At 51.9% G+C, this 26,348-nt stretch carries 30 protein-coding genes and 5 pseudogenes; 18 read left to right on the top strand and 17 right to left on the bottom strand.

The features are described from left to right. The 7 genes and pseudogenes from NSMM_RS01710 to NSMM_RS01680 form a co-directional block, all read right to left on the bottom strand. Positions 1–564, bottom strand: a pseudogene (locus NSMM_RS01710) (transposase); the annotation flags it as partial. A 143-nt stretch (positions 565–707) separates the two neighbouring features. Then, positions 708–839, bottom strand: coding sequence for a hypothetical protein (locus NSMM_RS16715; protein ID WP_281200862.1), 132 nt, complete (start codon positions 837–839; stop codon positions 708–710). A gap of 27 nt (positions 840–866) precedes the next feature. After that, the gene (locus tag NSMM_RS15460) at positions 867–1,016 is read right to left on the bottom strand and encodes a hypothetical protein (RefSeq protein ID WP_176753820.1); all 150 of its coding nucleotides are present in this window, start codon (positions 1,014–1,016) and stop codon (positions 867–869) included. Positions 1,017–1,155: 139 nt separating this feature from the next. Further along, positions 1,156–2,481 (bottom strand): MFS transporter, encoded by a 1,326-nt coding sequence (locus NSMM_RS01700; protein ID WP_218120960.1) that lies wholly within the window; start codon positions 2,479–2,481, stop codon positions 1,156–1,158. Positions 2,482–2,514: 33 nt separating this feature from the next. After that, complete coding sequence (locus NSMM_RS01695) at positions 2,515–4,047, bottom strand: glutamate synthase-related protein (protein WP_090283990.1); 1,533 nt, start codon at positions 4,045–4,047, stop codon at positions 2,515–2,517. A gap of 11 nt (positions 4,048–4,058) precedes the next feature. Beyond that, positions 4,059–4,238: a pirin-like C-terminal cupin domain-containing protein gene (locus tag NSMM_RS16940; protein WP_425412345.1), complete on the bottom strand. Its 180-nt coding sequence runs from the start codon at positions 4,236–4,238 to the stop codon at positions 4,059–4,061. A 487-nt stretch (positions 4,239–4,725) separates the two neighbouring features. Beyond that, entirely contained in the window at positions 4,726–5,454 is a 729-nt protein-coding gene (locus NSMM_RS01680) for a PEP-CTERM sorting domain-containing protein (protein WP_090283986.1), read from the bottom strand. Between the two features lie 482 nt (positions 5,455–5,936). On the opposite strand from NSMM_RS01680, the gene NSMM_RS16710 reads away from it, so the two are divergent. After that, a complete protein-coding gene (locus tag NSMM_RS16710; RefSeq protein WP_281200861.1) occupies positions 5,937–6,059 on the top strand; it encodes a hypothetical protein in 123 nt (40 codons plus the stop codon). Positions 6,060–6,061: 2 nt separating this feature from the next. Here NSMM_RS16710 and NSMM_RS01670 read toward each other — a convergent pair whose 3' ends face one another. Then, positions 6,062–6,349 (bottom strand): transposase, encoded by a 288-nt coding sequence (locus NSMM_RS01670; RefSeq protein ID WP_090283982.1) that lies wholly within the window; start codon positions 6,347–6,349, stop codon positions 6,062–6,064. 30 nt (positions 6,350–6,379) lie between these two features. On the opposite strand from NSMM_RS01670, the gene NSMM_RS16935 reads away from it, so the two are divergent. Together NSMM_RS16935 and NSMM_RS01660 are read left to right on the top strand one after the other, a co-directional pair. Continuing rightward, the gene (locus tag NSMM_RS16935) at positions 6,380–6,439 is read left to right on the top strand and encodes a hypothetical protein (RefSeq protein WP_090283994.1); all 60 of its coding nucleotides are present in this window, start codon (positions 6,380–6,382) and stop codon (positions 6,437–6,439) included. A gap of 10 nt (positions 6,440–6,449) precedes the next feature. Then, on the top strand, positions 6,450–6,653 hold the full coding sequence (locus NSMM_RS01660) for a SufE family protein (RefSeq protein ID WP_090283980.1): 204 nt from the start codon (positions 6,450–6,452) through the stop codon (positions 6,651–6,653). Between the two features lie 29 nt (positions 6,654–6,682). On the opposite strand, the gene NSMM_RS01655 is transcribed toward NSMM_RS01660, so the two are convergent. Next, entirely contained in the window at positions 6,683–7,474 is a 792-nt protein-coding gene (locus tag NSMM_RS01655; RefSeq protein WP_090283978.1) for a hydroxyacylglutathione hydrolase, read from the bottom strand. Between the two features lie 102 nt (positions 7,475–7,576). Then, positions 7,577–7,837 carry a leucine-rich repeat domain-containing protein gene (locus tag NSMM_RS01650; RefSeq protein WP_143001824.1) on the bottom strand — a complete coding sequence of 87 codons (261 nt, stop codon included), beginning with the start codon at positions 7,835–7,837 and terminating at the stop codon, positions 7,577–7,579. Positions 7,838–8,567: 730 nt separating this feature from the next. Here NSMM_RS01650 and NSMM_RS15455 point away from each other — a divergent pair. Then, complete coding sequence (locus tag NSMM_RS15455; protein ID WP_218120965.1) at positions 8,568–8,930, top strand: hypothetical protein; 363 nt, start codon at positions 8,568–8,570, stop codon at positions 8,928–8,930. Here the strand turns inward: NSMM_RS15455 and NSMM_RS16930 are convergent. Beyond that, a complete protein-coding gene (locus NSMM_RS16930; protein ID WP_143001823.1) occupies positions 8,859–9,119 on the bottom strand; it encodes a tyrosine-type recombinase/integrase in 261 nt (86 codons plus the stop codon). The two genes, NSMM_RS15455 and NSMM_RS16930, sit on opposite strands and share 72 nt — an antisense overlap. Before the next feature lie 353 nt (positions 9,120–9,472). Here NSMM_RS16930 and NSMM_RS01630 point away from each other — a divergent pair, with 353 nt between their 5' ends. The 10 genes and pseudogenes from NSMM_RS01630 (at position 9,473) to NSMM_RS01585 (ending at position 19,930) form a co-directional block, all read left to right on the top strand. Further along, complete coding sequence (locus NSMM_RS01630) at positions 9,473–9,763, top strand: TraR/DksA family transcriptional regulator (RefSeq protein ID WP_090283968.1); 291 nt, start codon at positions 9,473–9,475, stop codon at positions 9,761–9,763. Positions 9,764–9,791: 28 nt separating this feature from the next. Beyond that, positions 9,792–10,922 (top strand): S-(hydroxymethyl)glutathione dehydrogenase/class III alcohol dehydrogenase, encoded by a 1,131-nt coding sequence (locus tag NSMM_RS01625; RefSeq protein ID WP_090283966.1) that lies wholly within the window; start codon positions 9,792–9,794, stop codon positions 10,920–10,922. Positions 10,923–11,058: 136 nt separating this feature from the next. Further along, a complete protein-coding gene (gene fghA, locus NSMM_RS01620) occupies positions 11,059–11,898 on the top strand; it encodes an S-formylglutathione hydrolase (protein WP_090283964.1) in 840 nt (279 codons plus the stop codon). A 355-nt stretch (positions 11,899–12,253) separates the two neighbouring features. Then, entirely contained in the window at positions 12,254–14,068 is a 1,815-nt protein-coding gene (locus NSMM_RS01615; protein ID WP_090283962.1) for a BCCT family transporter, read from the top strand. A 123-nt stretch (positions 14,069–14,191) separates the two neighbouring features. After that, complete coding sequence (locus NSMM_RS16705) at positions 14,192–14,428, top strand: EAL domain-containing protein (RefSeq protein ID WP_342671771.1); 237 nt, start codon at positions 14,192–14,194, stop codon at positions 14,426–14,428. A 41-nt stretch (positions 14,429–14,469) separates the two neighbouring features. Beyond that, positions 14,470–14,643 (top strand): annotated as a pseudogene (locus NSMM_RS16925) (EAL domain-containing protein); the annotation flags it as partial. Between the two features lie 47 nt (positions 14,644–14,690). After that, positions 14,691–15,878: an acetate kinase gene (locus NSMM_RS01605; RefSeq protein WP_090283960.1), complete on the top strand. Its 1,188-nt coding sequence runs from the start codon at positions 14,691–14,693 to the stop codon at positions 15,876–15,878. Between the two features lie 71 nt (positions 15,879–15,949). Then, positions 15,950–18,106, top strand: a complete 2,157-nt coding sequence (pta, locus tag NSMM_RS01600) for a phosphate acetyltransferase (protein WP_090283958.1) — start codon at positions 15,950–15,952, stop codon at positions 18,104–18,106. A 389-nt stretch (positions 18,107–18,495) separates the two neighbouring features. Then, positions 18,496–18,759, top strand: a complete 264-nt coding sequence (locus tag NSMM_RS16285) for a dTMP kinase (protein WP_245654635.1) — start codon at positions 18,496–18,498, stop codon at positions 18,757–18,759. A 325-nt stretch (positions 18,760–19,084) separates the two neighbouring features. After that, positions 19,085–19,930, top strand: a pseudogene (locus NSMM_RS01585) (DNA polymerase III subunit delta'). Here the strand turns inward: NSMM_RS01585 and NSMM_RS01580 are convergent. Then, positions 19,931–20,452 (bottom strand): GlcG/HbpS family heme-binding protein, encoded by a 522-nt coding sequence (locus NSMM_RS01580; protein WP_090283992.1) that lies wholly within the window; start codon positions 20,450–20,452, stop codon positions 19,931–19,933. 85 nt (positions 20,453–20,537) lie between these two features. Between NSMM_RS01580 and NSMM_RS01575 the strand changes: the two genes are divergently transcribed. Further along, the gene (locus NSMM_RS01575) at positions 20,538–21,254 is read left to right on the top strand and encodes a dienelactone hydrolase family protein (protein WP_090283952.1); all 717 of its coding nucleotides are present in this window, start codon (positions 20,538–20,540) and stop codon (positions 21,252–21,254) included. Positions 21,255–21,493: 239 nt separating this feature from the next. On the opposite strand, the gene NSMM_RS15895 is transcribed toward NSMM_RS01575, so the two are convergent. The 5 genes and pseudogenes from NSMM_RS15895 to NSMM_RS15890 all read right to left on the bottom strand — a co-directional run bounded on the left by NSMM_RS15895 (position 21,494) and on the right by NSMM_RS15890 (position 23,817). Further along, positions 21,494–21,646: a VOC family protein gene (locus tag NSMM_RS15895; RefSeq protein ID WP_218120957.1), complete on the bottom strand. Its 153-nt coding sequence runs from the start codon at positions 21,644–21,646 to the stop codon at positions 21,494–21,496. Continuing rightward, positions 21,643–21,862 (bottom strand): annotated as a pseudogene (locus NSMM_RS01570) (IS256 family transposase); the annotation flags it as partial. The gene NSMM_RS15895 and the pseudogene NSMM_RS01570, both read right to left, overlap by 4 nt. Positions 21,863–21,962: 100 nt before the next feature. Next, positions 21,963–22,712, bottom strand: a pseudogene (locus NSMM_RS01565) (IS5 family transposase). Positions 22,713–22,960: 248 nt separating this feature from the next. Continuing rightward, complete coding sequence (locus NSMM_RS01560; protein WP_090283951.1) at positions 22,961–23,593, bottom strand: MarC family protein; 633 nt, start codon at positions 23,591–23,593, stop codon at positions 22,961–22,963. A gap of 44 nt (positions 23,594–23,637) precedes the next feature. After that, positions 23,638–23,817: a hypothetical protein gene (locus NSMM_RS15890; RefSeq protein WP_090283949.1), complete on the bottom strand. Its 180-nt coding sequence runs from the start codon at positions 23,815–23,817 to the stop codon at positions 23,638–23,640. Positions 23,818–24,295: 478 nt separating this feature from the next. Between NSMM_RS15890 and NSMM_RS16700 the strand changes: the two genes are divergently transcribed. From NSMM_RS16700 to NSMM_RS01545, 3 genes are all read left to right on the top strand, one after another. Then, positions 24,296–24,418, top strand: a complete 123-nt coding sequence (locus NSMM_RS16700; protein ID WP_281200860.1) for a hypothetical protein — start codon at positions 24,296–24,298, stop codon at positions 24,416–24,418. Between the two features lie 551 nt (positions 24,419–24,969). After that, positions 24,970–25,386, top strand: coding sequence for a hypothetical protein (locus tag NSMM_RS01550; RefSeq protein WP_090283948.1), 417 nt, complete (start codon positions 24,970–24,972; stop codon positions 25,384–25,386). A 334-nt stretch (positions 25,387–25,720) separates the two neighbouring features. Continuing rightward, positions 25,721–25,963, top strand: coding sequence for a hypothetical protein (locus NSMM_RS01545; protein WP_143001820.1), 243 nt, complete (start codon positions 25,721–25,723; stop codon positions 25,961–25,963). Positions 25,964–26,348: the final 385 nt, after the last annotated feature.

The raw sequence follows: 26,348 nt of genomic DNA, 5'->3' as shown, positions 1-26,348 counted from the left end.
CTTCTTGCATTAGTCTTCTCGCCTTCCAGCGACTAACCCGATAGCCCAAGGTATTTAGCGCTCGTTTTATCCTGCGACTGCCATAGGTGTAATCGCATGATTTTACAATATTTTGCACAGCATCAAGCAGTTGCCTGTGGTGTAGATCATCCGGACCATTGCGGCGGCGTTGTTCATAGGCATAGTAAGCACTGCGACTCACACCCAATAGCCGGCACAGCAGACCGACCGAGCAGGTCTTTTTCTTTTGGGTGATAAACGAATACTTCACTTCGTTTCTTTCACGAAAAAGACCGCCGCCTCCTTTCGTATTTGCCGCCCCAGCTTTAATTGCTTGTTTTCTATCCTGAGTCGTCGGATTTCTTCCTGCTCCGGTGTCAGCTTCCCATTACCACGGAATGCCTGACCATTAGTATCCGCCTGATTCTCCCTGACCTATCGCCCAAGCATGTTAGCTCTGATTCCCAAGCTTCTGGCCGCCTCCGCTATCGTTAATCCCTCATCCAGTACCAAGCTGATTGCATCCAGTTTGAATTCCTTTGTATAGTGTTTCCTCGGTTCCATTTTTTCCTCCAATTAAGATATCTTCTCTTAACTGGAGTGTCCGGGTCTATTGGACCATATCAACTGTTTCCTTGGGACAGCCGAGCGATATAAAACCGACGCTTGTAGAGCCTCGAACAATAACGTACCGTCATGTCGTTCTACTAGATGTAATATTGAAAATCCAGCGTTCGCTCAGCGATTTCGGCCAAACGCGCACGCGCGGCAAAGGTATCGCGCGAATCCGGCAACGGATAGATTCCGTGGAACCCGGGATGCGTTTCCACCAGCGGCATGATGAACTTTCCGAACCGGCGTGCGTATCAGCGGTATCCAATAGAATCGTGGAGGTGGTGCGGCCCACCAGCGAAGGCAACCTGCAGCACCATCCGATCACCACAAGGATCAGGAACACTGCAACAATGCAGACGACGACGACGGCGCACTTCAAGATTACGACCAGCCTCCCCCATTCGCCAGTTCCGTCAGCGACACTTTAGCCCAGTCTCCTGGTGATTATTCAGTGACGCGCGCAAGCTGCCAAGGAAGGCGAAGCGGTCAACCGGCCCAATGCCAGACCACGTTGGCAAGTCACGGATTGAGAAAGCTGGGCTAAGCCGCCTGAACATCGTCCAACCCGGCCGCCGCGAATATCGCCAGGGCTGACATCGAAGTAAAGATCGTCAGTACAGCGCCGATGCCGAGCCACTGCGCGATGACGCCGAAGACGCCACCGGCGAGCAGGATCAGACCGACCACTGAATTGCTGAGCGCGGTGTACGCTGCCCGGTTGTCGCGATCTGCCATGTCGACGACGTGCACCGAACGCCCGAGCCGCACGCCCTGGTGCGCGATCATAAGTACGAACAACAGCGCCGGCAGCAATGACGCCTCTTCCAGCACAGACGGCATCGCCAATGCAACGAAGGCAGCAACCCCGTTCGCCAGCACGGCGAGCGTCGCCGCAAGCATCAGCACGAGGCGACTCGACCTGTCGGAGAACCGCCCCCAGACGTAGGCACTGAACAAACTCGCCGCCGCCGCCGCGATCATGAAGGAGCCCAGCGTGCCGAGGCCGCTGACTGCACGATCACCGCTGAGTGCGATATAGAACGGCGGCGCCAATGCCGTCGACAGTAATAATGTACGCGTCACGATGAGTCGACGCAGTTGTGCATCGCTACGCAGCAGGTCGAGTTGCGCGATGACCGCGGCCAGACCATCGATGCCGCCTGCGGTCGCGCCGGGTTCTTCCCGAAGCAATCCGAAGACGAACGCGGCCAACAGCCAACAAATGCCGCCGACCACGACCATGCCGGCGACGACCGGCACCGTGAGCGGAATCCAACCAAATGCATACCCGATCGCCAGCAGCAGCGTCGCCGCGGCGGCGATGGTGCCCGCCGTACCGCTGACCGAGCCGCGTCGGCCCCTGTCCACAGTCTTGCCGAGCAGATCCTTGTGACTGATCGAGCACAGGCTGCGGCCAAGAGCGAAGATCGCGATCAGTGCAACCGCGAAGATCCCGACGAGGATGCCGGAAAACATCTGTGCAAACCACCCCATCAGGCCAAAGCTGATGATCGCGGCACCCTGGACGATACAGCCTAACACGTAGACGGTCTTGCGAATGGAGAGCCGCCGAATGCGCGCCGAGATCGCCAGCTGTGGCAGCATCGCCAGCGATTCGCGCACTGGAACTAGTAGGCCGAGCGCCCAGATTGGCGTGCCGATGGCGTCGAGCAACCAAGCGAGCACGAGCTTGGGATCGGCCAAGCCTTCGCCGACTTTCGTCAGACTCAGCGACACGACATGTACGCCGTAGTTGTGCGGCTGCTCGCGGCACGCAGATTCTGGCAGGTCGCGGCATACTTGGCTCAGTTCGTCATCGTCAACGAGCAGTGCGTGGAGGCGGGCGAAGCCAGTCATTTTTTCCATGGCTTGGTCCTTATTGGGATAATGTTATGACTCTCAGCGGTTGGAATCAAAGCCGGCATACTGGATACCAGTCAACTCAGCGCTCTCCTTCTTCCAGCTTGTGATGTCGTCTTTATTGAACTGGTTCAGATGGTTGTATCCACACCCTCGTGCGAGCACCTTCATCAGTTCCACTGACGAGTCAAAGAACCGGTGAAGACGCTCTGCCCCTTCTTGGACTTTGAGACGGGCCCTCAATTCCGGTTTCTGAGTGGCCACTCCGGCAGGACAGTTATTGGTGTGACACATGCGGGCTCCAACGCAGCCGATCGATTGCATGGCCGAGTTCGCCAAGGCTATCCCGTCGGCACCCAGGCAAAGCGCCTTCACGAAATCTGGAGCAACCCGCAATCCGCCGGTGATGATCAGAGTGACATGGTCGGCGCCTTGGCGGTCCAGAAAGTGGCGGGCTCTGGCGAGAGCAGGCAGCGTAGGCACCGAGATGTGGTTTCGAAAGAGTAGCGGAGCGGCTCCGGTTCCGCCTCCACGGCCATCCAGAATGATGTAGTCGACACCGACCTCAAGGGCGAAGGCTATGTCCTTCTCAATATGATTGGCCGACAATTTCATGCCAACGGGGATCCCGCCACTGATGATTCGAACTTTGTCGGCGAAGGCACGAAAGTCGTCAACGGTCACCAGGGCTTCAAAACGTGAAGGGGAGACAGCCGGGGTCCCCTCGGCTAAGTTACGGACGGTTGCGATCCTACCCATCACCTTGTTGCCGGGGAGGTGCCCACCAGTCCCGGTCTTGGCACCTTGACCACCCTTGAAGTGGAAGGCTTGAACTCGGGTCAAGAGCGATTCTTCGAAGCCGAATTTAGCCGAGGCGAGTTCGTAGAAGTAGCGAGAGTTTTCTTGTTGCTCTTCGGGCAGCATGCCTCCTTCGCCCGAACAGATCCCCGTACCCGCCAATTCGGCTCCTCGGGCCATGGCGGTCTTGGCTTCCTCGGAAAGGGCTCCGAAGCTCATGTCGGAGACAAAAAGCGGGATTTTTAAGGTGAGCGGCTTCTTGGCCTTTGGGCCGATCACCAACTCGGTTCCTACATCGGCGTTATCGGCCTGAGGACGCTTGGCAAACTGAGCGGCCAGTATCTGGATATCATCCCAGTGGGGAAGTTGGTCCCGGGGTACCCCCATGGCATCCACGGGCCCGTGATGCCCAGTCTGACTCAGACCGTATTTCGCCAGGTTGTGGATTTCTACGACTTTCGGTTCCTCGGGGGTCGGAGCGGGTTCCGGCATGCCGCCGCTGGAGTTGGCCGGGGTCGCTGAGCTGGCGGGGGCGCCGAGTTTGGCGTGCGACCCATCGCAAAAGGGAGCATTTTTTGTGTGTTTGCACTGGCAGAGATAGGCCTCGCCTTCTTCCTCAGCCACGAAGGCTTTGGGCGTAAAAGGAGTGCCCCGATGAGAACCATCGCAAAACGGCTGGCTAGCGGACCGTCCGCAGGCACACCAGTAGTACTCCTTACCTTTTTCGAGTTCGACTTTGACTGGATTTTTGGCGGCGATAGTAGGTTCTGGCATATCGGGTCTCCTTAGTGCTTCGTAAATGTGCTGTTCCGGTAGTCTTGGAAGGCTTGTCGCAATTCTGCCTCGGTGTTCATGACGATCGGTCCAATCCAGGCCACCGGTCCTTTCAATGGCTGACCTGAGGCTAGTATTTGGAGTGTCTTAGTTATAGCGGGTACCGATGCGCATGCAGAAAGGTTACCCACCACAACCTTCCCCGCAATTTATCTTGATTCGTAGGCAAAGGCTACTGATACGTCCTACCAGTTCAGAATATGCAAGACCTCTGACAGTCCCATGAAGAGCAGACAGTTAATGAGTTTTTACGTATGGCAACGATTGGTCGCGCAGAAACAATTGAACAAAAAATACAGGCGTTACTGCAACGTACCCAAGCGGATGGACTGATTGTTACCTGTGATCTGTATAAACACAAAGATCGTTTGCGCTCATTTAATATTCGGTATAGCCTTTCGGTGCATCCTGCAGACTTACCACTTCCACGTTTACAACTTTCGCAATATTTATTTTATCGTACAAGGTCACATTCATGAGCTATGAGCTGCCGGTGATATTTCATGACAGGAGTTTGCCCCGAATGAAAGGAATGGGATTTTGCCCAGCCCAATCCAAATCCGATTTTCAGGCTTCCTTGTTTTGCGACCTCATCCCTGGCCCTAGGGTAGGAGGTTATTATAATTTACGTGCGCGGCGGCGCAAGAACAGAGCAAGTCCACCGAGTCCGAGAAGGGCTGTGGAGGATGGCTCTGAAACAGAATTAGCCGTGAGATCAAAACCATTAAATGTAACCAGCCTATTGCGTCTGATGTTATCAGTTGTGCCTGTAGTATTTCCGAAAACGTTACCTCCCGCAGTGTAGCGGATGATCACATCATCGCTACCGTTGGAGGTAAAATTAATCGTATAGCCGTTGCCCGTGCTGCCGTAAGTGACATCATCGAGAACATTGGTGAAAGATGTGCCGCCATCTACACTCAGTTGCACATCGATAACCCCAAATTGATTGCCCAAGTCATTCAGCGAGGCGGTAAATGTGGCCGAAACGAAAGCAAGTCCACTCAGGACAACATCTTGAGCTTTATTCAAAGCACCGTCAATGGACCCATAATCCCTCAAGAAGTTATCTCCTCCCCGGTCAACCAATCGGTATGCTGATTCGGAACTTGCCAGTGTTACCATAATGCCGCTTCCTGTATCAATGGATCCTCCCACATAGCCTGCATCCCCGACGCTGTAATTACGTGAACCAGGAACTGTGTTATTTGAAAAAACAAATCCTGCGTAACCTGATGCGACATCTGCGACGGAATCACTAATATCCACTTTCAATGTAGTCGCCTGGGCAACCCCTCCTACAAACATTAAAATAGCTGCGGATGTAATCGTTTTAATAATTTTCATGTTGAATATAATTGTGGGTTAAAAATGAGCGAGGCTGTATTCTCAATTGAGATGGTTGGCAAGTAAGCTCTTTATATGTACGCATTTTTAAAAATAGAAGTTTTTGGGAGTATAAGAAAAATAAACGCCCTTTTTCATAAAAACCAAATGTACCGGGAAAGAGTTTGGTCGTCAACCTGACCGGGACGTCACTCGAAATTCTTAAATTTGTTTTTGATCAGCAGCAAAAAGTGTTGGCCTGAGGCTCTTTTTCGCTATTTGCGTGAAAGACACCCCAGGGTAAAGATCAGCCCAGAAATGGAGAGAACTGATAGGAGTGAGTACGGGATCAGGTTGGCTCGAATGGATCAAAGATTTGCGCAGGTGCTCCATGCGGCGGTCGGGAGGACAAGCCAGAATGGTCAAGGATTTTAGTGATTGAGCCAGATTCCAGGATGGCGGCGATGATTTTCAGGGTTCCCCTGCAATGCGGGCAATGCTCAATGTCAACATCGAACACCCGCTTGAGTAAACGCGCCCAACTGATACGCACGGAAGCCGAGGAAAGTGGCACAGCATCATTCCTGCAGGATGGATTACTTTTGTTTTCCTGCTGCCGAGAATAATCTCAGAACGAAGCTTCGCGTTGGGCGCGAGCATGGCATGGAAACGAATGAGGTTGGGCCTTGGGACTAACGCGGCCAGTCGCCGATTGCAGTGGTGCCAACGCTGCATCCGTTCCCATCTCGGCCAGGCAGGTCATCCCCTCCTCCTCTATAAGTGCACCGTGGAATTCCGTCGCACTATTCTGGACATGGTATACGTCGTCAAGCACGAGACAATGCAGATGAATATTGAGATTAGCAGCCGAACCGAAACGGCGAATCACCTGTAATAGTATAAAATCGAAGAGCACCTAATCAAAGGTTGTCAAAGCCAGGTGTGGATGCATGCCGGGAATAACCAAGGCCGCCTGCACTTCGATGTGGACAGCGATGAGCGATGAGCGATGAGCGATGAGCGATGCTCACATCGTGCGCGGTTTACTCGGTGTGGTATTGAGCGCATTCAATGGCAAAACCGCACAGCAGGTGCTCGACTTTGGTATCGAGAAATATTTTTCCAGCCTTGATCTGCTGCAACACCTGAACCCAACCCGCGACAACGGCCTGCAGGCAATGGTAAAGTTCATTCGCGCCTTTGCCGAGACGGTAGTTTAGCAAATATGCATGACAAGCTCTCGACCGTCTCACCAACTATTTCTTAACTCACGCAGCTTCAAAAATACGGTTTCAGGATCAGGCCGGTCGCCGATATCCGGAAACTCTTTGCGCAGCGTGGCAATAACTGACGGACTGCGCAGCCGGAAAAAAGTATTAATTTCTTTCTCCTGCGCCATAGTTGTTACCAGCGCGTGTGCCGGATCCTGTTGTTTCACATCGCTAAGTAGCGCCTTTGCTGCGGCATTGTCCGGCTCACGATTCAATGTGAATTCCAGGTTATTGACAATATAATCGTGGCCTGGATAGATGCGCGTATTGTCCTCCAAACCTGCCAGCTGGGTTGCAAACGTCTCGTACAATTCCTTTGGATGTCCGCCGTTATGACAATTACCAGCCCCGGCATTGAACAATGTATCTCCGCAAAACAGTGCCGGTTCATCGGTTTTCGACAGTAAACAAATATGCATCATCGTGTGGCCCGGGGTGTCGAGCGCAAGCAGTTCAACGCTGCGCCCCACAGCTATTACAGCGCCTGCATCCAGACCGATATCGATTCCGGCAATGGTGTTTTTCGCGTTGTGGTGGGCAAGCAGTTTGGCGCCGGTGGCGGCAATCATCGGCTCATTACCGCCGGTGTGGTCACCATGCTCGTGAGTATTGAGAATTTGGGTAATCGTCCAGCCATGTTTGTTGGCGACTGCAAGACACTTGCGGTGGTCCAGCGGGTCAATGGCCAGTGCCTCGCCGGTTTCTTCGCAGGCGACAAGATAGTTAAAATTACGGTAGGCGTTGCCAGTCCAGATTTGTTCAACGATCATGTTCAGCTCCTGGTTAGTCACATTCAATCATACTAATCGAGGGACTATTGTACTTGAATCCAATTTAATAGCAGGACAACGCCGGCGCACAATATTATTGAATCAATCGGTGGCGTGGCCTACAAGCGCTATCGTATATCTATGAAAAATAGATATAGAGTGCCAGGGATCGCCGTCGCAGTCTTCAAACTGCACGACGTCGGTACCAAACACTGCCAATAGCTCCTTGACTGATTCGCAGCTCAGCGGCACATTGTACTTAATATTCAGCGACTCAAGCTGAGACAGGTCGAGCAGCGGCTGTTGCAGGGCAATCTCGTTGTTCCGCAGATGCAGTTGCCTCAGCCCTGTCAATCTCTGCAATGACCCTACATTTTTAATATTTATTATTAGACGCAAAGTGGGTATAGGAAAAATAAACGCCTTTTTTCATAAGAACCAAATGTACCGGGAAACGGTTTGGTCGCCAACCTGACCGGGAAGTCACTCGAAATTCTTAAATTTGTTTTTGATCAGTAGCAAACAGTGTTGGTTTGGAGCTCTTTTTCGCTATTTGCGTGAAAGACACCCCAGGGTAAAGATCAGCCCTCTGATGAAGAGAACTGATAGGAGCGAGCACGGGATCAGGTTAGCTCGAACGGATCAAAGATTTGCACAGGTGCTCCAGGCGGCGCTCGAGAGGACAAGCCAGGATGGTCAAGAATTTCATGGGCGCAGTTTGTACAACGCAGGTGTAAAAACCCATGGGTCAGAAGCCACATTCAAGCAATGCCTCAAATTCGTCTTTAACAAAGTCAGGCAACCCTGAACCGGCTTCCGTCTCAACCTGTGCAAAGAAAGTTCCGATGTGTTCTTGCACAACCGATACAGGGTGGTTTCTTCCGGTCGATGCCGTTCATTGTGGAGCTGATTTTCAACCGCTGCGTGTTGAGCTGGTTGGCGCAGGCTCTTTTAGTGGAATTGAGCGCGGGGTACGGCCGTCGACATGATCTTTGAGAACGGATGTTTTCGCTCTCAAAATCTCGACTTCTCTTGCCGGGCCTCGAGCTGCTACAATCAGTCAAGATCGGGAATATGGAATTCAACGCGGAGCATGTTGATGAGGCGTGGTTTCAAATCACAGAGCGCCGGTTCGCGCAACTTGAATCCCGGTGCGGTGAAACCGGTTAGCTGGGAAGAAATAAAGCTGAAACTGAACCGTGAGTTGTGCAAACATTTTACTTTCATCCTGAAGTTGCGCCCGATATGCGTGAAGCGGTCGTCTGGTATGAACGCAAGCAAAAGGATTGAGGATTGGGATTTTTTGCACTTCGAGCAGGTCAACATCCGCTTCCATCGGGTGGGTGGCGTAGCTGTGCCTCAGGCAATGCGGCGTGATTCTTTTTTAACCAATCTGCGTCGCGGCGCTGACTGCGTCTACGGGGCCTTTTTGGCGGCTGGGAAACAACAGCACTGAGTTGTGATGTTCTTTCCAGAGCTCGCGCAACACTTCCGACGTGTGAGCGAGCAGCGGCACAAGCCGGTCCCGATTGCCCTTGGCATCACGGACAAGCACTCGCATCCGTTGTGCATCGAGATCGCCCACCTGCAGCTGCAATCCTTCCCCAAGGCGCAAGCCAATGCTGTGCAGAGTAAAAAAGAACACCCGGTAGCTGAAGTACCCGCGTCGCGTTAATAATCTGCTGCCTCTGCGCTACCGTCACAATATCCGGCAGACACGACGCCTTGGACGCTTTGGTCAACTCGGCTCCCGGCCAGGGTTTGTCCAACACATGGGCGTAGTAAAGCTGAATTTTTGTTAATTCAAGGAACGCAAGATTCAACTATTAGAAATTAAGTGTAGCCGATAGTGGTTCAGTTTTTTGTTAACTGAATCGGAATACAGTCATTTTTCGATCAATTATCACTGCGTTTAACAGCCGGGCCAATATTCATTACATTCAATCTTCATGGGAAAGGTGGCTGATTTTACCTACACCCATTATCTTCAAGGAGGTCATGAGTATAATGGATGATGTCAGAGTGGGTGATGCTGTAACGGCGGCTCATAGCCAGATACCCATCGGCGCAAGCTTACTGCATTGTGAAAAATGTGGAAACGCAATACCGGAGGTACGTCGCAAAGCGATTGTCGGCGTGCGGTTCTGTATTATTTGCCAGACTAAACTGGACAAACAGCAGGCAGGACTCAGCAGCTACAACCGCCGCGGCAGTAAGGAGAGTCATGAAGTAACTTCGCATCCCAATAAAACTCTGAAAACGTACCAACGCGGCGTCATTGCCGACTAAACTCGACCACACCACAGGAGCAATTCTCATGACACAAATGATCAAATCCAAAGCCGCGGTAGCGTGGGGTCCTGGCCAGCCTTTGTCTATTGAAGAAGTTGACGTGATGCCACCAAAAGCCGGTGAAGTACTGTTGCGTGTCGTCGCCAGCGGCGTCTGTCATACCGATGCCTTCACTCTGTCCGGCGACGATCCGGAAGGTATTTTTCCAGTTATTCTGGGCCACGAAGGCGGCGCTATTGTCGAACAGCTGGGTGAAGGCGTGACCAGCGTCGCCGTAGGCGACCATGTAATTCCGCTGTACACGCCTGAGTGTGGCGAGTGTAAGTTTTGCAAATCCGGCAAAACCAACCTCTGTCAGAAAATTCGTGCAACCCAGGGTAAGGGCCTGATGCCCGACGGCACCACCCGTTTTTATAAGGACGGCAAGCCCATTTATCATTACATGGGCTGCTCGACCTTCTCCGAGTACACCGTAGTGCCGGAAATTGCGCTGGCAAAGGTTAACAAGCAAGCCTCGTTGAAAGAAGTGTGCCTGCTGGGTTGCGGTGTGACCACTGGCATGGGTGCGGTAATGAACACAGCCAAGGTGGAAGCGGGCGCCACCGTTGCTATCTTCGGCTTGGGCGGTATCGGCTTGTCGGCCGTTATCGGTGCCACGATGGCAAAAGCCAGCCGTATCATTGGCATCGACATTAACGAGAGTAAATTTGACCTGGCACGTAAGCTGGGGGCCACCGACTGTATTAACCCGAAGGACTATGGCGACAAGCCGATCCAAGATGTCATCGTCGAATTGACCGATGGCGGCGTTGATTATTCCTTCGAATGCGTTGGCAATGTCAATATCATGCGCTCGGCGCTGGAATGCTGCCACAAAGGGTGGGGCGAGTCGGTGGTGATCGGTGTCGCCGGTGCCGGCCAAGAGATCTCCACCCGTCCATTCCAGCTGGTAACCGGCCGGGTATGGCGCGGTTCAGCCTTCGGCGGCGTGAAAGGCCGCTCCGAGCTACCGGGTTACGTCGAGCGCTATCTACAAGGTGAATTCAAACTGGATGACTTCATCACCCATACTATGGGGCTTGACAATATCAATACAGCCTTTGATTTGATGCATGAAGGCAAGAGCATTCGCACTGTCATCCACTTCGATAAATAACCGTAACACTGCGCTGCGAATCAGACACGGGCAGAACTACTGTTTGTGAGAACCTGCAGCGTAGTCGCGTAAGAGACATTGCCGGTCTGTTAAGACTGGCAGCGATGCAAAATTAATATTCCATAGGAGCCCTTGCATGAGTATTGAAAATCTGAGCAGCAACAAGAGTTTTGCAGGCTGGCACAAGCAATACAACCACTACGCCGAAACGCTGAGCTGCACCATGCGCTTTGCCATTTACCTCCCGCCCCAGGCAGCCAACGGACAGAAGGTACCGGTGCTGTACTGGTTGTCTGGTTTGACTTGTACGGACGAGAATTTTATGCAAAAGGCGGGCGCTCACCGCGCTGCCGCTGAATTGGGGGTCGCCATTGTGGCGCCGGATACCAGCCCTCGCGGCGAAGACGTGGCAGACGATGAAAGTTACGATCTAGGCCAGGGTGCAGGCTTCTTTGTCAACGCGACCGAAGCCCCGTGGAGCAGTCACTACCAGATGTACAATTATGTGGTTAACGAACTGCCGGCTTTGATAGAGGCAAACTTCCCGGTAAACGACCAGCGGGCTATCGCTGGTCACTCCATGGGTGGTCACGGGGCTCTGGTCATCGCCTTGCGCAACCCGCAGCGATACTGCTCGGTATCGGCTTTCAGTCCGATCAGTAACCCGATGAACTGCCCCTGGGGGAAAAAGGCTTTTACCGCCTACCTGGGTGAGGATACCCACAGCTGGCGCGACTACGATGCCAGCCTACTGATGCGTGAGGCAACGCAGCCAGTGCCTGCGTTGGTAGACCAAGGTGAAGCTGACAGATTTTTGACCGAGCAGTTGCAGCCGGAACGGCTGGAAGCAGCCGCAACAGACAGCGGTTACCCGCTGCAGTTACGTCGTCACGAGGGTTATGACCACAGCTACTATTTTATCTCCAGTTTTATCGATGAGCATCTACGCTTTCACGCAAACCACTTTAACAAGTAAACCCTTCGCGTAGCGGCATAAGCTCGTTGCCTGTGTGTGCGTTTACTCTAAACGGCGGTGTTAACGCTGAATTGACGAAGTACTAGTCTAAAGTGGCATCGTATCTGGTGGCAAGTAGACCTTGGTCAGGGAACTAACCACCGGCGCCACGCGGCAAGATCGCCGCCGCGGTCTGGGCGCAACTGAGAATATTCGTCCACCGCACCTACGCCCGCGCGACAGAACAATCGCGACAGTCGAGAGTGGGCGCCGGAGTGTCGGACAACGACTAGGTGAAATCCAGACAAGCCGGTATCGTCGGTGACATCCGCACGCGGGAACTTGAACGAACAGGAACGACAACAACAGGGATGACATGGGTATCAAACCACCATTCACCGAAGTGGAGATCGCAAAGTCTCCATCGGGTTTCTACGAGGGCTATAGCCTTCCCATCGTGGTGATCAGCAAGACGATCATGGTACTGCTGGTAATCTGGGCGCTGATCTGGCCCGGCAATGCCAGTCGCATACTGGCGTCGGTGAATGGCCATCTGCTTGATGGATTCAATACCTTCTACGTCGTTTCGGTCGGGACATTCGCGTTTTTCCTGTTCGTCCTGGCGATCCTGCCAGCGACCGGCCGAAAAAAACTCGGCAAGGCCGACACCAAGCCGGAGTTTTCAAATTTTTCGTGGTTTTCAATGATGTTCGGTGCCGGTCTGGGCGTCGGGCTGATGGTGTTCGCCACCGCCGAGCCACTGGGGCTGTGGGGCTCGAACCCGGTGATCATCGCAGGCGAGGTCGCGCCGAATTCGGCAGAAGCGGTCCAGTCGGCCTATCGCTACACCTTCCTGCACTACGGTTTTCACGCCTGGGCGATCTACGTGGTGACCGGCCTGTGCCTGGCCTACTACGCCTATACCCGCGACATGCCGCTGACGATCCGCTCGGCGCTGACGCCGCTGCTGGGCAAGGCCACTAACGGACCCGTTGGCCACCTGGTCGATGTGCTGGGCGTCGTCGCCACCATTCTGGGCGTCTCGGTCACCATCGGCTTCGGGGTGAGCCAGTTCGTCGACGGTGTCTATGCCGTCACCGATGCCAGCTGGCTGATGAACGGCGATATCGAGGCGCCCAAGCCCAGCACCGTCGGCCTGATCGCGGCGCTGTTCGTCATCATGGGCCTGTCAATCCTATCGGCGGTGTCGGGCGTCGGGCGCGGGATCAAGTATCTGTCGAACCTCAATCTGGTGCTGTCGGTGATCTTGTGGCTGACATTCGTGCTCTTCGGCTCGTTTTTCTTTGCGATGACGAAATTCGGCGCTGGCCTGGTCGATTACATTTTCCATTTCGTGCAATTGTCGTTCGGCGCATACGCACCGCAATCGCGCGAGGCCTTTGCCGCCGCGCTGCCCGAGGCTGCGCGCGCCCTTCCGGTCGAGGATGCCGGCACGCTCTATACCTCGGCGACAGCGGCCTACGGCTCGTTCGCCGGCTTCACCGAGAGCCTGCCCGCAACCGCCGCCGCGCTGGACGCCGAAGCACTCTATGCGGCAGGCGAACAGGGCCGCCAGTTTGGCTGGCAGGCATCATGGACCACGTTCTACTGGGCCTGGTGGATCGCATTCTCGCCGTTCGTCGGCCTGTTCCTGGCACGGATCTCCAAGGGCCGAACGGTGCGCGAATTTATCGTTGGCTGCGTAATCGCCCCGGCGATCGTCTGTTTCCTGTGGATGACGATCCTTGGTGCCACGGCGATTGATCTGGAGTTGAACGGCGGGGCCGCGGGCTCGCTGATCGGCGCCAGCAACACCGCCAAGCTGTTTGCGACCCTAGAACAGATGATCTCGGGCGGGTTTCTGTCGGCGATCACCATCATGTCGGTGGTACTGATCATGACGTTCCTGGTCACCTCAGCCGATTCCGGCATCCTGGTAATGAACACCATCATGTCCGGCGGCGATCAGGAAACCGGTATCAAGCACCGGATCATCTGGGGCCTGATCCTGACGGCGGTGATCGGCGTGCTGATCGTGGCCGGTAACAGCGGCACCAAAGCCAGCCCGTTCGGAGCACTACAGGATGCGATGATCATCGGCGCGCTGCCGTTCGCGATCGTCATGGTGTTCATGATGATTTCGCTGGTCAAGGCGCTGATCCGCGACAACATCCGCGAGCGGCAGGGCTGACCGCCAGCCCCGCCCCACGACCCGGCAACCGTCTGGATCGAGTGCGGGGAAACCGGACTTATCATCGCTATTGGCGAATGGGTGCTTGAGCAAGCCCGCCAGGCAGCTACCGGGTGAAAAGCAATCATCGGCCGAGACATTGGCATATCTGTCAACATGTCGCCACGGCAGTTCCGGGACCCCGGATTTATCAACGCCATGATGCGCGCGCTGTCCAATAACAACCTGAACCTCCAGTTACTAGAGCTGGAAATTGCCAAGCGCCTGCTGCTCGACAATTCAATCGAAACAGCAGAAATTCTCAGGGGGCTGGATCGGGCGGGCATTCGCCTCTCAGTAGATGATTTCGGTACTGGCTAACCAGCTCTCGGCTACCTAAAGAGCTACCCTTTCGATACGATACCCTCAAAATCGACCGCACGTTCATCAACGATGTAACGAAGACCCAAGGGGGAGCCTCCTTTGGGTGTGCGATAATCAACATGGCACACAGCCTGAGCCTGATCACCATAGCGGAAGGCGTTGAGGAGGGATCACAGACCCACTTCCTGCCGGAGAGTTTATCGAATGGCTGAAAGTCAATCACCGCACACCAACCTGACACTCACGGAATTCTGGGAACATGAAACAATCTATTCTTGTCGTTAACTGCGGCAGTTCATCGCTGAAACTTGCCTTATTCGACGAAAATGAAGAAAAGCTCGTATCCGCGATAGCAGAGCGCCTTAATGAGCAGGAAGCATTTGCACGAATTAATGGCGACGACCGCATCGTAGAATTACCGGCCAGGGCCAATCACAAGCAGGCACTCATCGCACTGGTTTCCGCATTCCGTGAGCATCAATTTATGCCCGCAGCCCCTACATCTATCGGACATCGTGTGGTGCATGGTGGAGAAGCCTTCCGCGAAGCCGTTCTGATAAACAACGATGTGATGGAGATTATTAACGACTGCGCAGGCTTGGCTCCTCTTCATAACCCGGTCAATCTTGCCGGTATTAAAGCCACCCGGGAACAGTTTCCCGAAATTCCACAAGTCGCCGTGTTTGATACCGCTTACCACCAAACTCTTGCACCCCACGCGTACCTTTATGCACTGCCAGAGTCCTACTACCGGGACTGGAGTGTAAGACGCTATGGGTTCCACGGAACCAGCCATTTTTTCATGGCCAATGAAACCGCTCGCCTACTTGGTAAAGCCCTTGCAACCACCTCGATCATTTCAGCTCACCTGGGCAATGGGTGCAGTATTACGGCAATCAAGAACGGCTCAAGCGTGGACACCAGCATGGGGCTAACGCCGCTGGAAGGGCTGGTAATGGGAACCCGCAGTGGTGATATTGACCCAGGGCTTTTTGACTACCTAAGCTCCCGTGGCATGCAGTTGGCCGAGGTTCATAAGGAACTTAACCAAAATAGTGGGCTTCTGGGAATCTCCGGAAAAACCAACGATATGCGTACCCTGTGTGAATTGGCCGACCAAGGGCACGAGCCTTCAGCGCTTGCGATCGAGATATTCTCCTTCCGTCTGGCAAAGTATGTTGGTGCCATGATGGCTTCGCTGAATCACCTTGATGCACTGGTCTTCACCGGCGGTATCGGAGAAAACAGCAGTCGAGTAAGGCAGAAAACAGCGGGTCATCTGAAACTGCTCGGGTTTGATCTGGATGCGGACAAGAATGAGCACAACGGCCGTCACAGCGGTGGCAGAATAGAAGATGCCAGTTCACGATTCCCAATCCTGGTCATCTCGACTAACGAAGAACTTGTAATCGCACGCGAGGCTGCACGCCTGGCTGCCAGTTTTTAAAATAGATCTGCTGGACTGCCTGCCTGCTTTACCACCAGAGTCTGTCACCAAAACTACCGGAACCTCTTTATATGGCTAAAAGTCTGTTTATTGCACCTACATCAATGGATTCAGGGCTCACGTCTGTTTGCCTAGGCCTTTTACGTGCCATGGAGCGTGTAGGTATAAGCGTCGGATTCTACAAGCCCTTTTGTCCGTCGGCGAACCAAAGCAAGTCTGTACATAACGATGGCAAAGACTCATCCGTAACGTTTGCCCGTTCGCGTAGCCACCTGCAGCCGCCCGATCCGATTCCCCTCAAGAAGGCTCAGCACTTACTGAACCGCGGCAAATCCGACCTGCTGATGGAATCAGTGGTGGGCGAGTACCAGAAAATCGCGAAAGATGTAGATGTTGTGATCATTGAAGGCCTTGTTCCAGATCGCCGCGAAGCATACATAGCTCGCCTTAACGTAGAAGTGGCGCGCAATCTCGGTTCTGATGTGGTGCTGCTCAGTACACCGGGCAAGAGCACCCCCGGCGAGCTGGATGAAGAACTGGATTTCTCTGCACGTCTGTTTTCTGATGTTTCAGCTCAGGATGCGATTGCCGTTATTCTCAACAAGCTCGGTGAACCCGAGCGTTCGGGAATGGAACCCTACAGCAATATCAGCCAGACCGACGGGGAAACCCCGGACTACCGCAATAGCTGCAAGGTGTTCCGGAATGGTCGCTTCCACTTGCTCGGCGAAATTCCGTGGCAGTCTGATTTGCTGGCGCCGCGCGTGTCTGATATTGCCCGGGAACTTAATGTTCCAGTGCTGTATGAAGGCCAGATGTACACTCGCCGAGTTCAAAGGGTTTCTGTCTGCGCCCGCTCCATCCGAAATATGACGGAAACTCTGGGCCCAGGCACCCTGATGGTGACTCCTGGCGATCGCGAAGATATCATTGTGACAACGGCCGTTGCGGCGTTGAATGGTGTTCCCTTGGCGGGTCTCATGCTGACCGGCGGACTTATGCCTGATCAACGGGTTATCGATCTTTGCTCCCGTGCGCTGCATACAGGCTTGCCGGTGCTGAGTTCACCCGCCAACACGTACGAAACCGCCCACATGCTGGCGAATCTCTCCAACGCAATTCCCACCGACGACCCCGACCGGATCGAGAAAGCGATGGAAGCCGTAGCAACAAAGATTGACACCGACTGGCTGCAGGAGCACCTGCGTGTTGAAGTTCAGAGCCGACTGTCCCCCCCGGCATTCCGCTATCAATTATCTGAGCGCGCCCGGGCAGCAGACAAACGCATCGTACTACCAGAAGGCAGCGAACCACGCACGGTTCAGGCTGCAATCATTTGCCACCAACGTAAGCTTGCACGTTGTGCCCTTATTGGCAACGAAGCGGAAATTCGGGATGTTGCAGTCTCGCAAGGCTTTGAGCTGCCCGAAGATATTGAGATCATTGATCCGAGTCAGGTACGCAAAAACTACATCGCTCCCATGGTTGAACTGCGTAAACACAAAGGGCTCACCCCGGATATGGCCGAAGCGATGCTTGAGGACAATGTAGTTCTGGGCACCATGATGGTCGCTCTGGATGAAGCCGACGGTCTTGTTTCAGGCGCCATCCACACCACCGCAAACACCGTGCGCCCTGCCCTGCAGCTGATCAAGACTCATGACCACGCCCGGGTAGTGTCGTCAGTTTTCTTCATGCTATTGCCACAACAGGTACTGGTTTACGGTGACTGCGCGATCAATCCAGACCCCAACGCAGAGGAACTGGCCGATATCGCTATCCAGAGCGCGGAATCTGCAGAAGCCTTTGGTGTGAAACCGGTAGTTGCCATGATCAGCTACAGCACCGGCGAGTCCGGCAGCGGGCACGATGTGGAAAAGGTGCGAGAGGCTACCAGAATAGCCCGCGAACGCAGGCCAGACCTGCTTATTGATGGCCCGCTGCAATACGACGCTGCAGCCATCGAAAGCGTGGCGCGGAGCAAAGCTCCTAATAGCAAGGTTGCAGGTAAGGCGACAGTGTTCATCTTCCCGGATCTCAACACCGGAAACACCACCTACAAGGCGGTTCAGCGTAGCGCTAACGTGGTGAGTATTGGCCCCATGCTTCAGGGCCTAAGAAAACCGGTTAACGATCTCTCGAGGGGGGCGTTAGTAGATGATATTGTGTTTACCATCGCACTTACAGCGGTCCAGGCAAAACAGGTTGAGGATGCGGGGCTGGCTTGAGCCGTCTCGCTCAACAAACAGACCTGTCAGCGTTTAGTGTTTTTTTGACAGGTCTGTTTCACATGGCGACCTGCCTTCAGATCATTGTCCTGCTTAACCTTCTGGCGTGGCGTTTTCCAGTCAACCTTATTAGCAAACGGGGGTACAGGAAAAACAAGCGCCCTTTTTCATAAAAGCCCAATGTACCGGGAAACGGTTTGGTCGTCAAACTGACCGGGACAGTCACCCGGAACTCTTAAATTTGTTTTTGATCAGCAGCAAAAAATGTTGGCTTGAGGCTCTTTTTCGCTATTTGCGTGAAAGACATCCAAGGGTAAAGGCCAGCCCAGTAATGAAAAGAACTGATAGGAGTGAGCACGGGATCAGGTTGATTCTATTGGATCAAAGATTTGCGCAGTTGCTCCGGCGGGATAGCTTTAGGTGAACAGTTGCGTGCAATGCCGCTGGACAAGACCATGGCCATGCATGCGGAAACCGAAGCATTGCTGATGTTCGCTGCGCGGCGTAAGCATTTAGATAAAATCATTCTGCCCGCCCTTGCACAAGTTCAATGGGTGGTCTCGGATCGATTCACTGATGTCAGCTTTGCTTATCAGGGCGGTAGCAGGGGCTTGGATAGCGATAAACTGGCTATCTTGGAACAATGGGTGTAAGGTGGATTGCAACCTGACTTGACGCTTTTTTCGACGTGCCAGTAGAAAGTAGAAGTTAGGCAAGAGCGCGTTAGTCAAATCAAGAATAGGGATCGTTTTGGGCAAGAACAAGCTGATTTTTTTCAGCGTGTGTGCGCAACACGTATCTGGAGAGAGCAAAGTAGTTTCCTGACCGTATCAGAATCATCGACAACAGCCAATCCTTAGCGGGAGTCAAGGCCGCAGTTGAACAGACGTTGCAGCCTCTGTTGAATTATGGATGATATTTAAAGCTGACAACAGGACATTTGGCAGAAATTGACGCACAGCCGACAATTCCTGAGGCATGTTGTTGCTCAAAGATAAACCTGGCATCGGCAAATATGATTTTGCGCACCAATTGGCGAAATCATTGCTCTGTATCGTACCAAGGACTGATCGCAAGGCTTGTGGGGAATGTTTGAGTTGTGGTTGGTTTGAGCAAAACAGTCATCCTAATTTTTATCCCGGTGATACCGGAGGCACTTGCTGTCATGTCGGGAGGAAGCGAGAAAGAGGAAGGTGAAGAAAAATCCGGTAGCGCGGCAGGCAAAAAAGTGTCCGCCAGCAAATCAGTATCGAGCAGATCCGTAAACTCTCCGATTTTGTTTATCTGACGAGCCATCAAATTGGTTACAAGATTATTCTGATCTATCCGACGGCAGCGATGAATGCCGCCTCAGCCAATGTATTGCTGAAAAAACTTGAAGATCCGCCGGAAAATGTGTTGTTCATCCTGGTCATGCCCAGACGCAGCGTTTGCTGTCGACCATACGCAGCCACAGTTTATGCGTCCTTATCCGCATTGCTGTTGGATAAGGGAGAATATGCGGCGCACTGCGAGCAATTCATCCAGCACATTGCCAATCCCAGGCTGCCAATCCCAGGCAACTGGAACCATTGTCGTTGGCCGGAACGTTGCAGCAAACGAATCTGCCTGCTGGTCAGATATCGCACCATGGGGGAAATCCGCTACTATTTGAACCAGTTACCGGCTATTCAGGCGTTAAGCGAACAGATCAATTTGCGTGCGTGCGTGACTTTTATGCGAGAGCTCAATACTAAACAACAACTGTCACGTCATCCACTCAATCCATGTCTGTTTCTGGAGGGAGTGTTCATCGCATATGTCGCCCTGATGCGGGGAGAATAATCACTTCTTCTCAAACGTGTCGTCCGCTTTTAAAACTTTCAGGGCCGCGCTGGCGCAGACTTCATCATATTCAATTCCTGGCGCGCCGCCAACGCCGATGCCGCCTACTACCTCACCGCCGATCCTGACTGGAAAACCACCGCCCAATAACAGAATGTTTTCGTTCATCCGTGCCAAGCCTTGCAATTCCGGCTTTTGCGTCACCAGCATGGCAAATTTATGCGTCGAATCGCGCAAGCTGTTGGCAGTGTAGGCCTTGCGGCGGCTGCTGTCGAGCGTATGCGGCCCGGCGCCATCGGCTTTTAATTGCACCTTGAGTAAACCGGATTGATCGACAATGGCCACGCTAACCTTGAATCCATCGTCGTGACATTTTTTGATTGCCGCCATCGCCGCCTGGGTTGATAATTCCAATGGTAAAACTTTTTGCGAGAGAAACTCCTGCGCTAATATATGAGTAGACGCTACGCACAGAACAAACGCGGAAATACCGGTTAATAATGATTTGAATGTATGAGTCATGATCGAGCCTTCTAGTTCAATTTTCACGGATATGCATTAACACGATACAGTGAGATTATCACTGCTTTCAAGTAAAGGCGACAATATGATTACAAAAATGATCGATTATCAGGATGGAAACACAAGTCTGGAAGGGTATCTGGCCTATCATGAAACCGACAAACAAAAGCCTGCTGTATTGGTTGCGCATGATTGGAGCGGACGACGCGAAATGGCGTGTAAAGGAGCGGAAAGAATCGCCGACATGGGCTATGTGGGTTTTGCGCTGGATATGTACGGCAAAGGCATATTCGGTGCCGATGGCAACGCAGAAAAGAACGGCGCGTTGATGGCGCCGTTTGCCCAGGATCGCGCCCTGCTGCGGCGCAGAATTACTGCTGCCCTGCAAGCCGTGCAGCAGCTGCCGCAAGTCGATACCTCAAGAATTGCTGCGATGGGTTATTGTTTTGGCGGCATGTGCGTATTGGAGCTGGCACGCTCAGGTGCGGATGTACAAGGCGTGATTAGTGTCCACGGTATTTTCGTGCCCGGCAATGTCGCCAATACAAAAATTACTGCAAAGGTGCTCTGTCTGCACGGCCACGACGACCCGATGGTGCCGCCGGAACAAGTGTTCGCATTTGAAACCGAAATGACCCAAGCCCAAGTGGATTGGCAGGTGCATGTGTATGGCGGCACGATGCACGCTTTCACCAACCCTAAAGCCAATAATCCCGGCTTCGGCACGGTATACAAGGAAGTGGCGGCGAACCGAGCGTATCGTTCGATTGCGAATTTTTTGGAAGAAATTTTTTCTTCTTAATAAGTTATTAATTTTCTTGAGCTATCGCGGATAGCCAACGTAGATATTGGTCTTTTAGCCTGTGTCACAAGACCGTAAGGTAAAAATCAACCAGACGGTAGTTGAGTCACTGAAAATATAGCTATTCATTGATTCATTGATTCATTGATTCATTGATTCATTGATTCATTGATTCATTGATTCATTGATTCATTGATTCATTGATTCATTGATTCATTCATAAAAGCTTCCCATCAATTTTATTCTGGCGTCATATTTTTTGCACGCGGTTCTGCCAACGCTTCATCAATATCTCCAACCTCTAGTGCTACATGGCTTATCCCCACGGCACATGCCTTGAGTGTTTCAGTTTTCGAGTTATTGTCAAATCTGGTGTTTAGCCATTTAATCAAGCGGTGGCCTGATTGTCTGCTGTCACCTCGATTCCATCTTTAAATTTCACTCCCGTAATGACTTTGGCAAGGTGTTCAAATCCACGTTGCTTTCGCCAGTTTTTTTTCCGCACATTCCGATAGTTTGAATATCATGTGCAGCATGCTTTCACGGGTCAGGCATCCTTTTGATCGTTTTGTCCGATGACGTATCGTACCAAAGGTCGATTCAATCGGAACTGGAAATTGAGACGGTAAAGCGTAACCGTCCAGCGCTCCCACTTATTCTTCCTGCTGTTTTAGTAATTGAATAGAACGCCGGTATTAGATAGTGCAGTCACAAGATACCCACCCAGAGAGCGATACATCTAATTTGTACGGTGGCAAGAAAAGAAGAGGTATTTTTGGCGTATCTTGTAGCAACGCCACTTTTTGAGATGAAAAAAAGCATTTTCGACAAGATGCCTAAGTTTATACAGCGCTGATCATAATGTCTTTGCGTCTTCCGGTTCTTCTTTAGAGGAATAACAACGCCTATTCCCTGTTTTTCCGTCTGTTCAATAATGAATGGCATCACTGTCATAGCCGCGATCTGCCAGTAGATGATCTGCATCAACCCTTCGATCAGGCGGCCAACTTGCGTGCAATCAGCAGTGGTACCTTGTGTAACAAGGATTCTGACCGGCATACCATGCGCATCCACGGCCAGATATATCTTGGTGTTGAGCCCCTTTTGTCCGATTCATATCCTGATTACCACCTCTGGCCCCGCTGGCATGTGGGTGAACCTTGCAGTGACTGGCATCAACCATCAGCCATTCATAATCCGGATCATCAATAAGGATTTCCAGAAATTCTTCCCAGATACCCTTGTCACGCCAGCGAATATAAGCGGCGGTGGGTATTGCTCCACCCCCCGTAAGCCGGCGGCAAATCCCTCCATGGGGCTCCTGTTTGCATAATCCAGAAAACAGCATTGATAAACTGACGATTATCTGTGGCTATTCCTCCCCATGTCCCTTCTCTACCTGGTGAATGCTTTTCAAGTAGCGACCGAAATATTATGTCTGTGATGTGGTTGTGTCATGCGAACCCCTTTAATTTCTTAAAAGAATCTTATATTTCTTATTTCATGACTACACTATCTAGTTTAATCCCGATGCTGCGCAATCTGCCTACTGTGCAAATTAACAGCGGCTGGTCAATTTTCAGTAAACACTGTGTACCGGTCAACAAACGCTGCACCGCTGGGTTACCTTCGATTCAAACAAACACACGACGGGCATCCTGGCATAGCCGCTTATCGCTTAGGTCAAACTATTGAGAGCGATTTTGCTATCGAAGTGCTTGCTGAGCTATCGCATCGGTGAAAAACTCATACGCACCTACCAGGATGAACTGTACACCGATGGCGACCAGGATCAAACCAAAAAAACGCAGTAATATTTTCTGACCAAGAGGGCCAAGCAGTCCTTGGACGCCTTGCGACAACAAGAGCACGACCCAGAGTACCATCGCCAGGACCACGATCGCCGTCAAAGCGACAGACAGGTTCTTCCAATAGGGCTCGGCAAGCGCAATGGTGATCACGGTGGTGATCGCTCCGGGCCCGGCAACGAGCGGCATGGCTATGGGCACAAAAATCTTGCTTCGACGTTCGTTTTGAGTGAGTGACTCCTGCTGGACTCTCGAAGTGCGGCCTTGCAGCATCGTCAGCCCCATCAGCAAGATCACCAATCCTCCACCACAACGAAACGCGGAGATGGAAATACCGAAAATGTCTAGTACCCAGTTCCCCGCTACGGCGGCGGCGAACAGGATTGTGAAAACAGAAATCGCCGCTAGTGAAGCGGATTTCCGTCGCTGCGTCCTGTCGAGACCATCGACCGCTTGCAGGAACACAGGAACTGCAGAAAGTGGGTTGGCGATCGCAAGCATTGCGACAATCGCCTGTATGTACTGGTCCATTGGGTTGATCACTCTAATAGAATCGTTGCAGCAGTTTTCGGGGATTACGTGTCAGCGAAGGGAAGCACCAGCGTTCGGTTATCGCCATCTCTGCTTTCCAGCTTCATAAAGCCATGGTGCCGGTAGAGCGCCTCGGAATCGTCATCCTTTACAACTACAGCCAATGCAAACACGCCGATATCGAGTTGCCGAACCTTGTGAACCGCGTCCCCAAAAAGGATCACGCAAACCCGCTACCTTGATAGAATTGGCCAACCGCTAGTCAGCCCATCATCACGATGGAAACCACAAGTACCGCGGCAACCGCCTTAAAAGGACATTTGGTAGAGGTATAGGAAAAATAAACGCCCTTTTTCATAAAAACCAAATGTACCGGGAAAGAGTTTGGTCGTCAACCTGACCGGGACGTCACTCGAAATTCTTAAATTTGTTTTTGATCAGCAGCAAAAAGTGTTGGCCTGAGGCTCTTTTTCGCTATTTGCGTGAAAGACACCCCAGGGTAAAGATCAGCCCAGCAATGGAGAGAACTGATAGGAGTGAGTACGGGATCAGGTTGACTCGAACGGATCAAAAATTTGCGCAGGTGTTCCAGGCTACGCTTGGGAGGACAAGCCAGAATGGTCAAGGATTTTAGTGGTTGAGCCAGATTCCAGGATGGCGGCGATGATTTTCAGGGTTCCCCTGCAATGCGGGCAATGCTCAATGTCAACATCGAACACCCGCTTGAGTAAACGCGCCCAACTGATACGCACGGAAGCCGAGGAAAGTGGCACAGTATCATTCCTGCAGGATGGATTACTTTTGTTTTCCTGCTGCCGAGAATAATCTCAAAACGAAGCTTCGCGTTGGGCGCGAGCATGGCATGGAAACGAATGAGGTTGGGCCTTGGGACTAACGCGGCCAGTCGCAGCATGAATTCCAGCGGCGAGACATTTATTTGAACATCTGTACCAGATAGAACGATCGAGGCAATTAGGATGGCAACGAATAAAGCATGAGTGGTTAGGCAATGAACAATTTCAGCAGGTTGAAAATTTAACGCAAAGACCTGCCAAACCAAAGTCGCGTGGCGGTGATAGGTCTTCAGCGAAAGTCAGAAATACAAATTGAGTCTGCTATGACCTTATTGATCTCTTGTCTTTATAAAAAATAGGCAAATTGCTTATAGCCACAGAACAAAATTTTTTGTAAAGTGAAAGAGTTATTATTTATCTTAAATAACTTATAGAGTGAAGTCTATTCTTAATAATTCAATTTTCAGCAATTACGGTACGAACAAATCAATTAGCTACAGTTGTTTTTTCTGACTAATCGATTTTTTAGAGATGCCCTTAATATATTATTTGCTTTTAATTTTAATGTAAGGATGCGGTGAAATGAGAAAAACAGTAAGAAAAACAGTAATAGTATTTGCTGCTTTAAGCATTACGTTTGGGTTTATAAGCTATAGTAAAGCGGAATCAATGTCATTTGATTGGAATGGTATGGGCTGCTCAGAAAATGTAATCTTTGATTTTGAACTGCAATACTTACCCAACCAGAATGCTTATACGCTCGATGGCAAGGCTGTATCACGGTTTAACGGTTTTACCTATCCCGCCAGAGGGGGTGCAGTATTTAATCCTGCAACAAATAATTTCCAGGTTTCTATAGTATATACATCAGCTACTGGTGAAACATTCACGTTTGGAGCCTCGCTGGATACTTCCACGCTCAGTGGGAGTGGTAACGTACAACGTATCGCACATGGAAATACAAACGATGATTGTAAGGGTCTTCTGAGTGTTTTGTAATCGTTAAAGAACCTATCGCCAGGGTACGGATATAGGAAAAATAAGCGCTCTTTTTCATAAGAACCAAGCATACTGGGAAAGATTTGGTCGCCAACCTGACCAGGAAGCCACCCGAAATTCTTAAATTTTTTTTTGATCAGCAGCAAAAAGTGTTGATTTTAGACTTTTTTTGCTATTTTCGTGAAAAACACCCAAGGCAAAGGTCAGCCCAGTGATGAAAGGAACTGATAGGAGCGAGCATGGGATCAGGTCGGCTCGAACGGATCAAAGATTTGCGCAGGTGCTCCAGGCGGCGATGATTTTTAGAGTTCCCACGCAATGCGGGCAATGCTCAATGTCAACATCGAACACCCGCTTGAGCAAAGGCGCCCAACTGATACGCACGGAAGCCGAGGAAGGTGGCACAGCATCATTCGTGCAGGATGGATCACTTTTGTTTTTCCTGCTGTCGAGAATAATCTCAGAACGAAGCTGCGCGTTGGGCACGAGCACGCCATGGAAACGAATGAGGCTGAGCCTTGGCCTGAGAACTGCCGCGGCCAGCCGCTCATTGGCAATTGCCGGTCGCGTAATGTAACGTCACAGGTGCTTCCGTTCCTTGCGCTGATTCATGGCGCAACGCACCCAGAGGCATGCAGGCTAAAGCCGTGGGCGTGGGCGCAGCTTGTTGTATAACGCAGGCGTAAGAACCCATGGGCCAGAAGCCACATTCAAGCAATGCCTCAAATTCGTCTTTAACAAAGTCGGGCAACCCTGAACCGGCTTTCCGTCTCAACCTGTGCAAAGAAAGTTCCGATGTACTCTTGCACCAACCGATACAGGGTGGTTTCTTCCGGTCGGTGCCATTCATTGTGGGGCTGATTTTCAACCACTGCGTGTTGAGCTGGTTGGCACAGGTTCTTTTGATGGAATTGGGCGCGGGGTATGGCCGTCGACATGATCTTTGAGAACGAATGTTTTCG

Origin of the sequence: Nitrosomonas mobilis, from assembly GCF_900103035.1 — a bacterium.
Lineage (GTDB): Bacteria > Pseudomonadota > Gammaproteobacteria > Burkholderiales > Nitrosomonadaceae > Nitrosomonas > Nitrosomonas mobilis.
The sequence above is the reverse complement of the archived record's forward strand: the minus strand, read 5'-3'. Positions and strand labels throughout refer to the sequence as shown.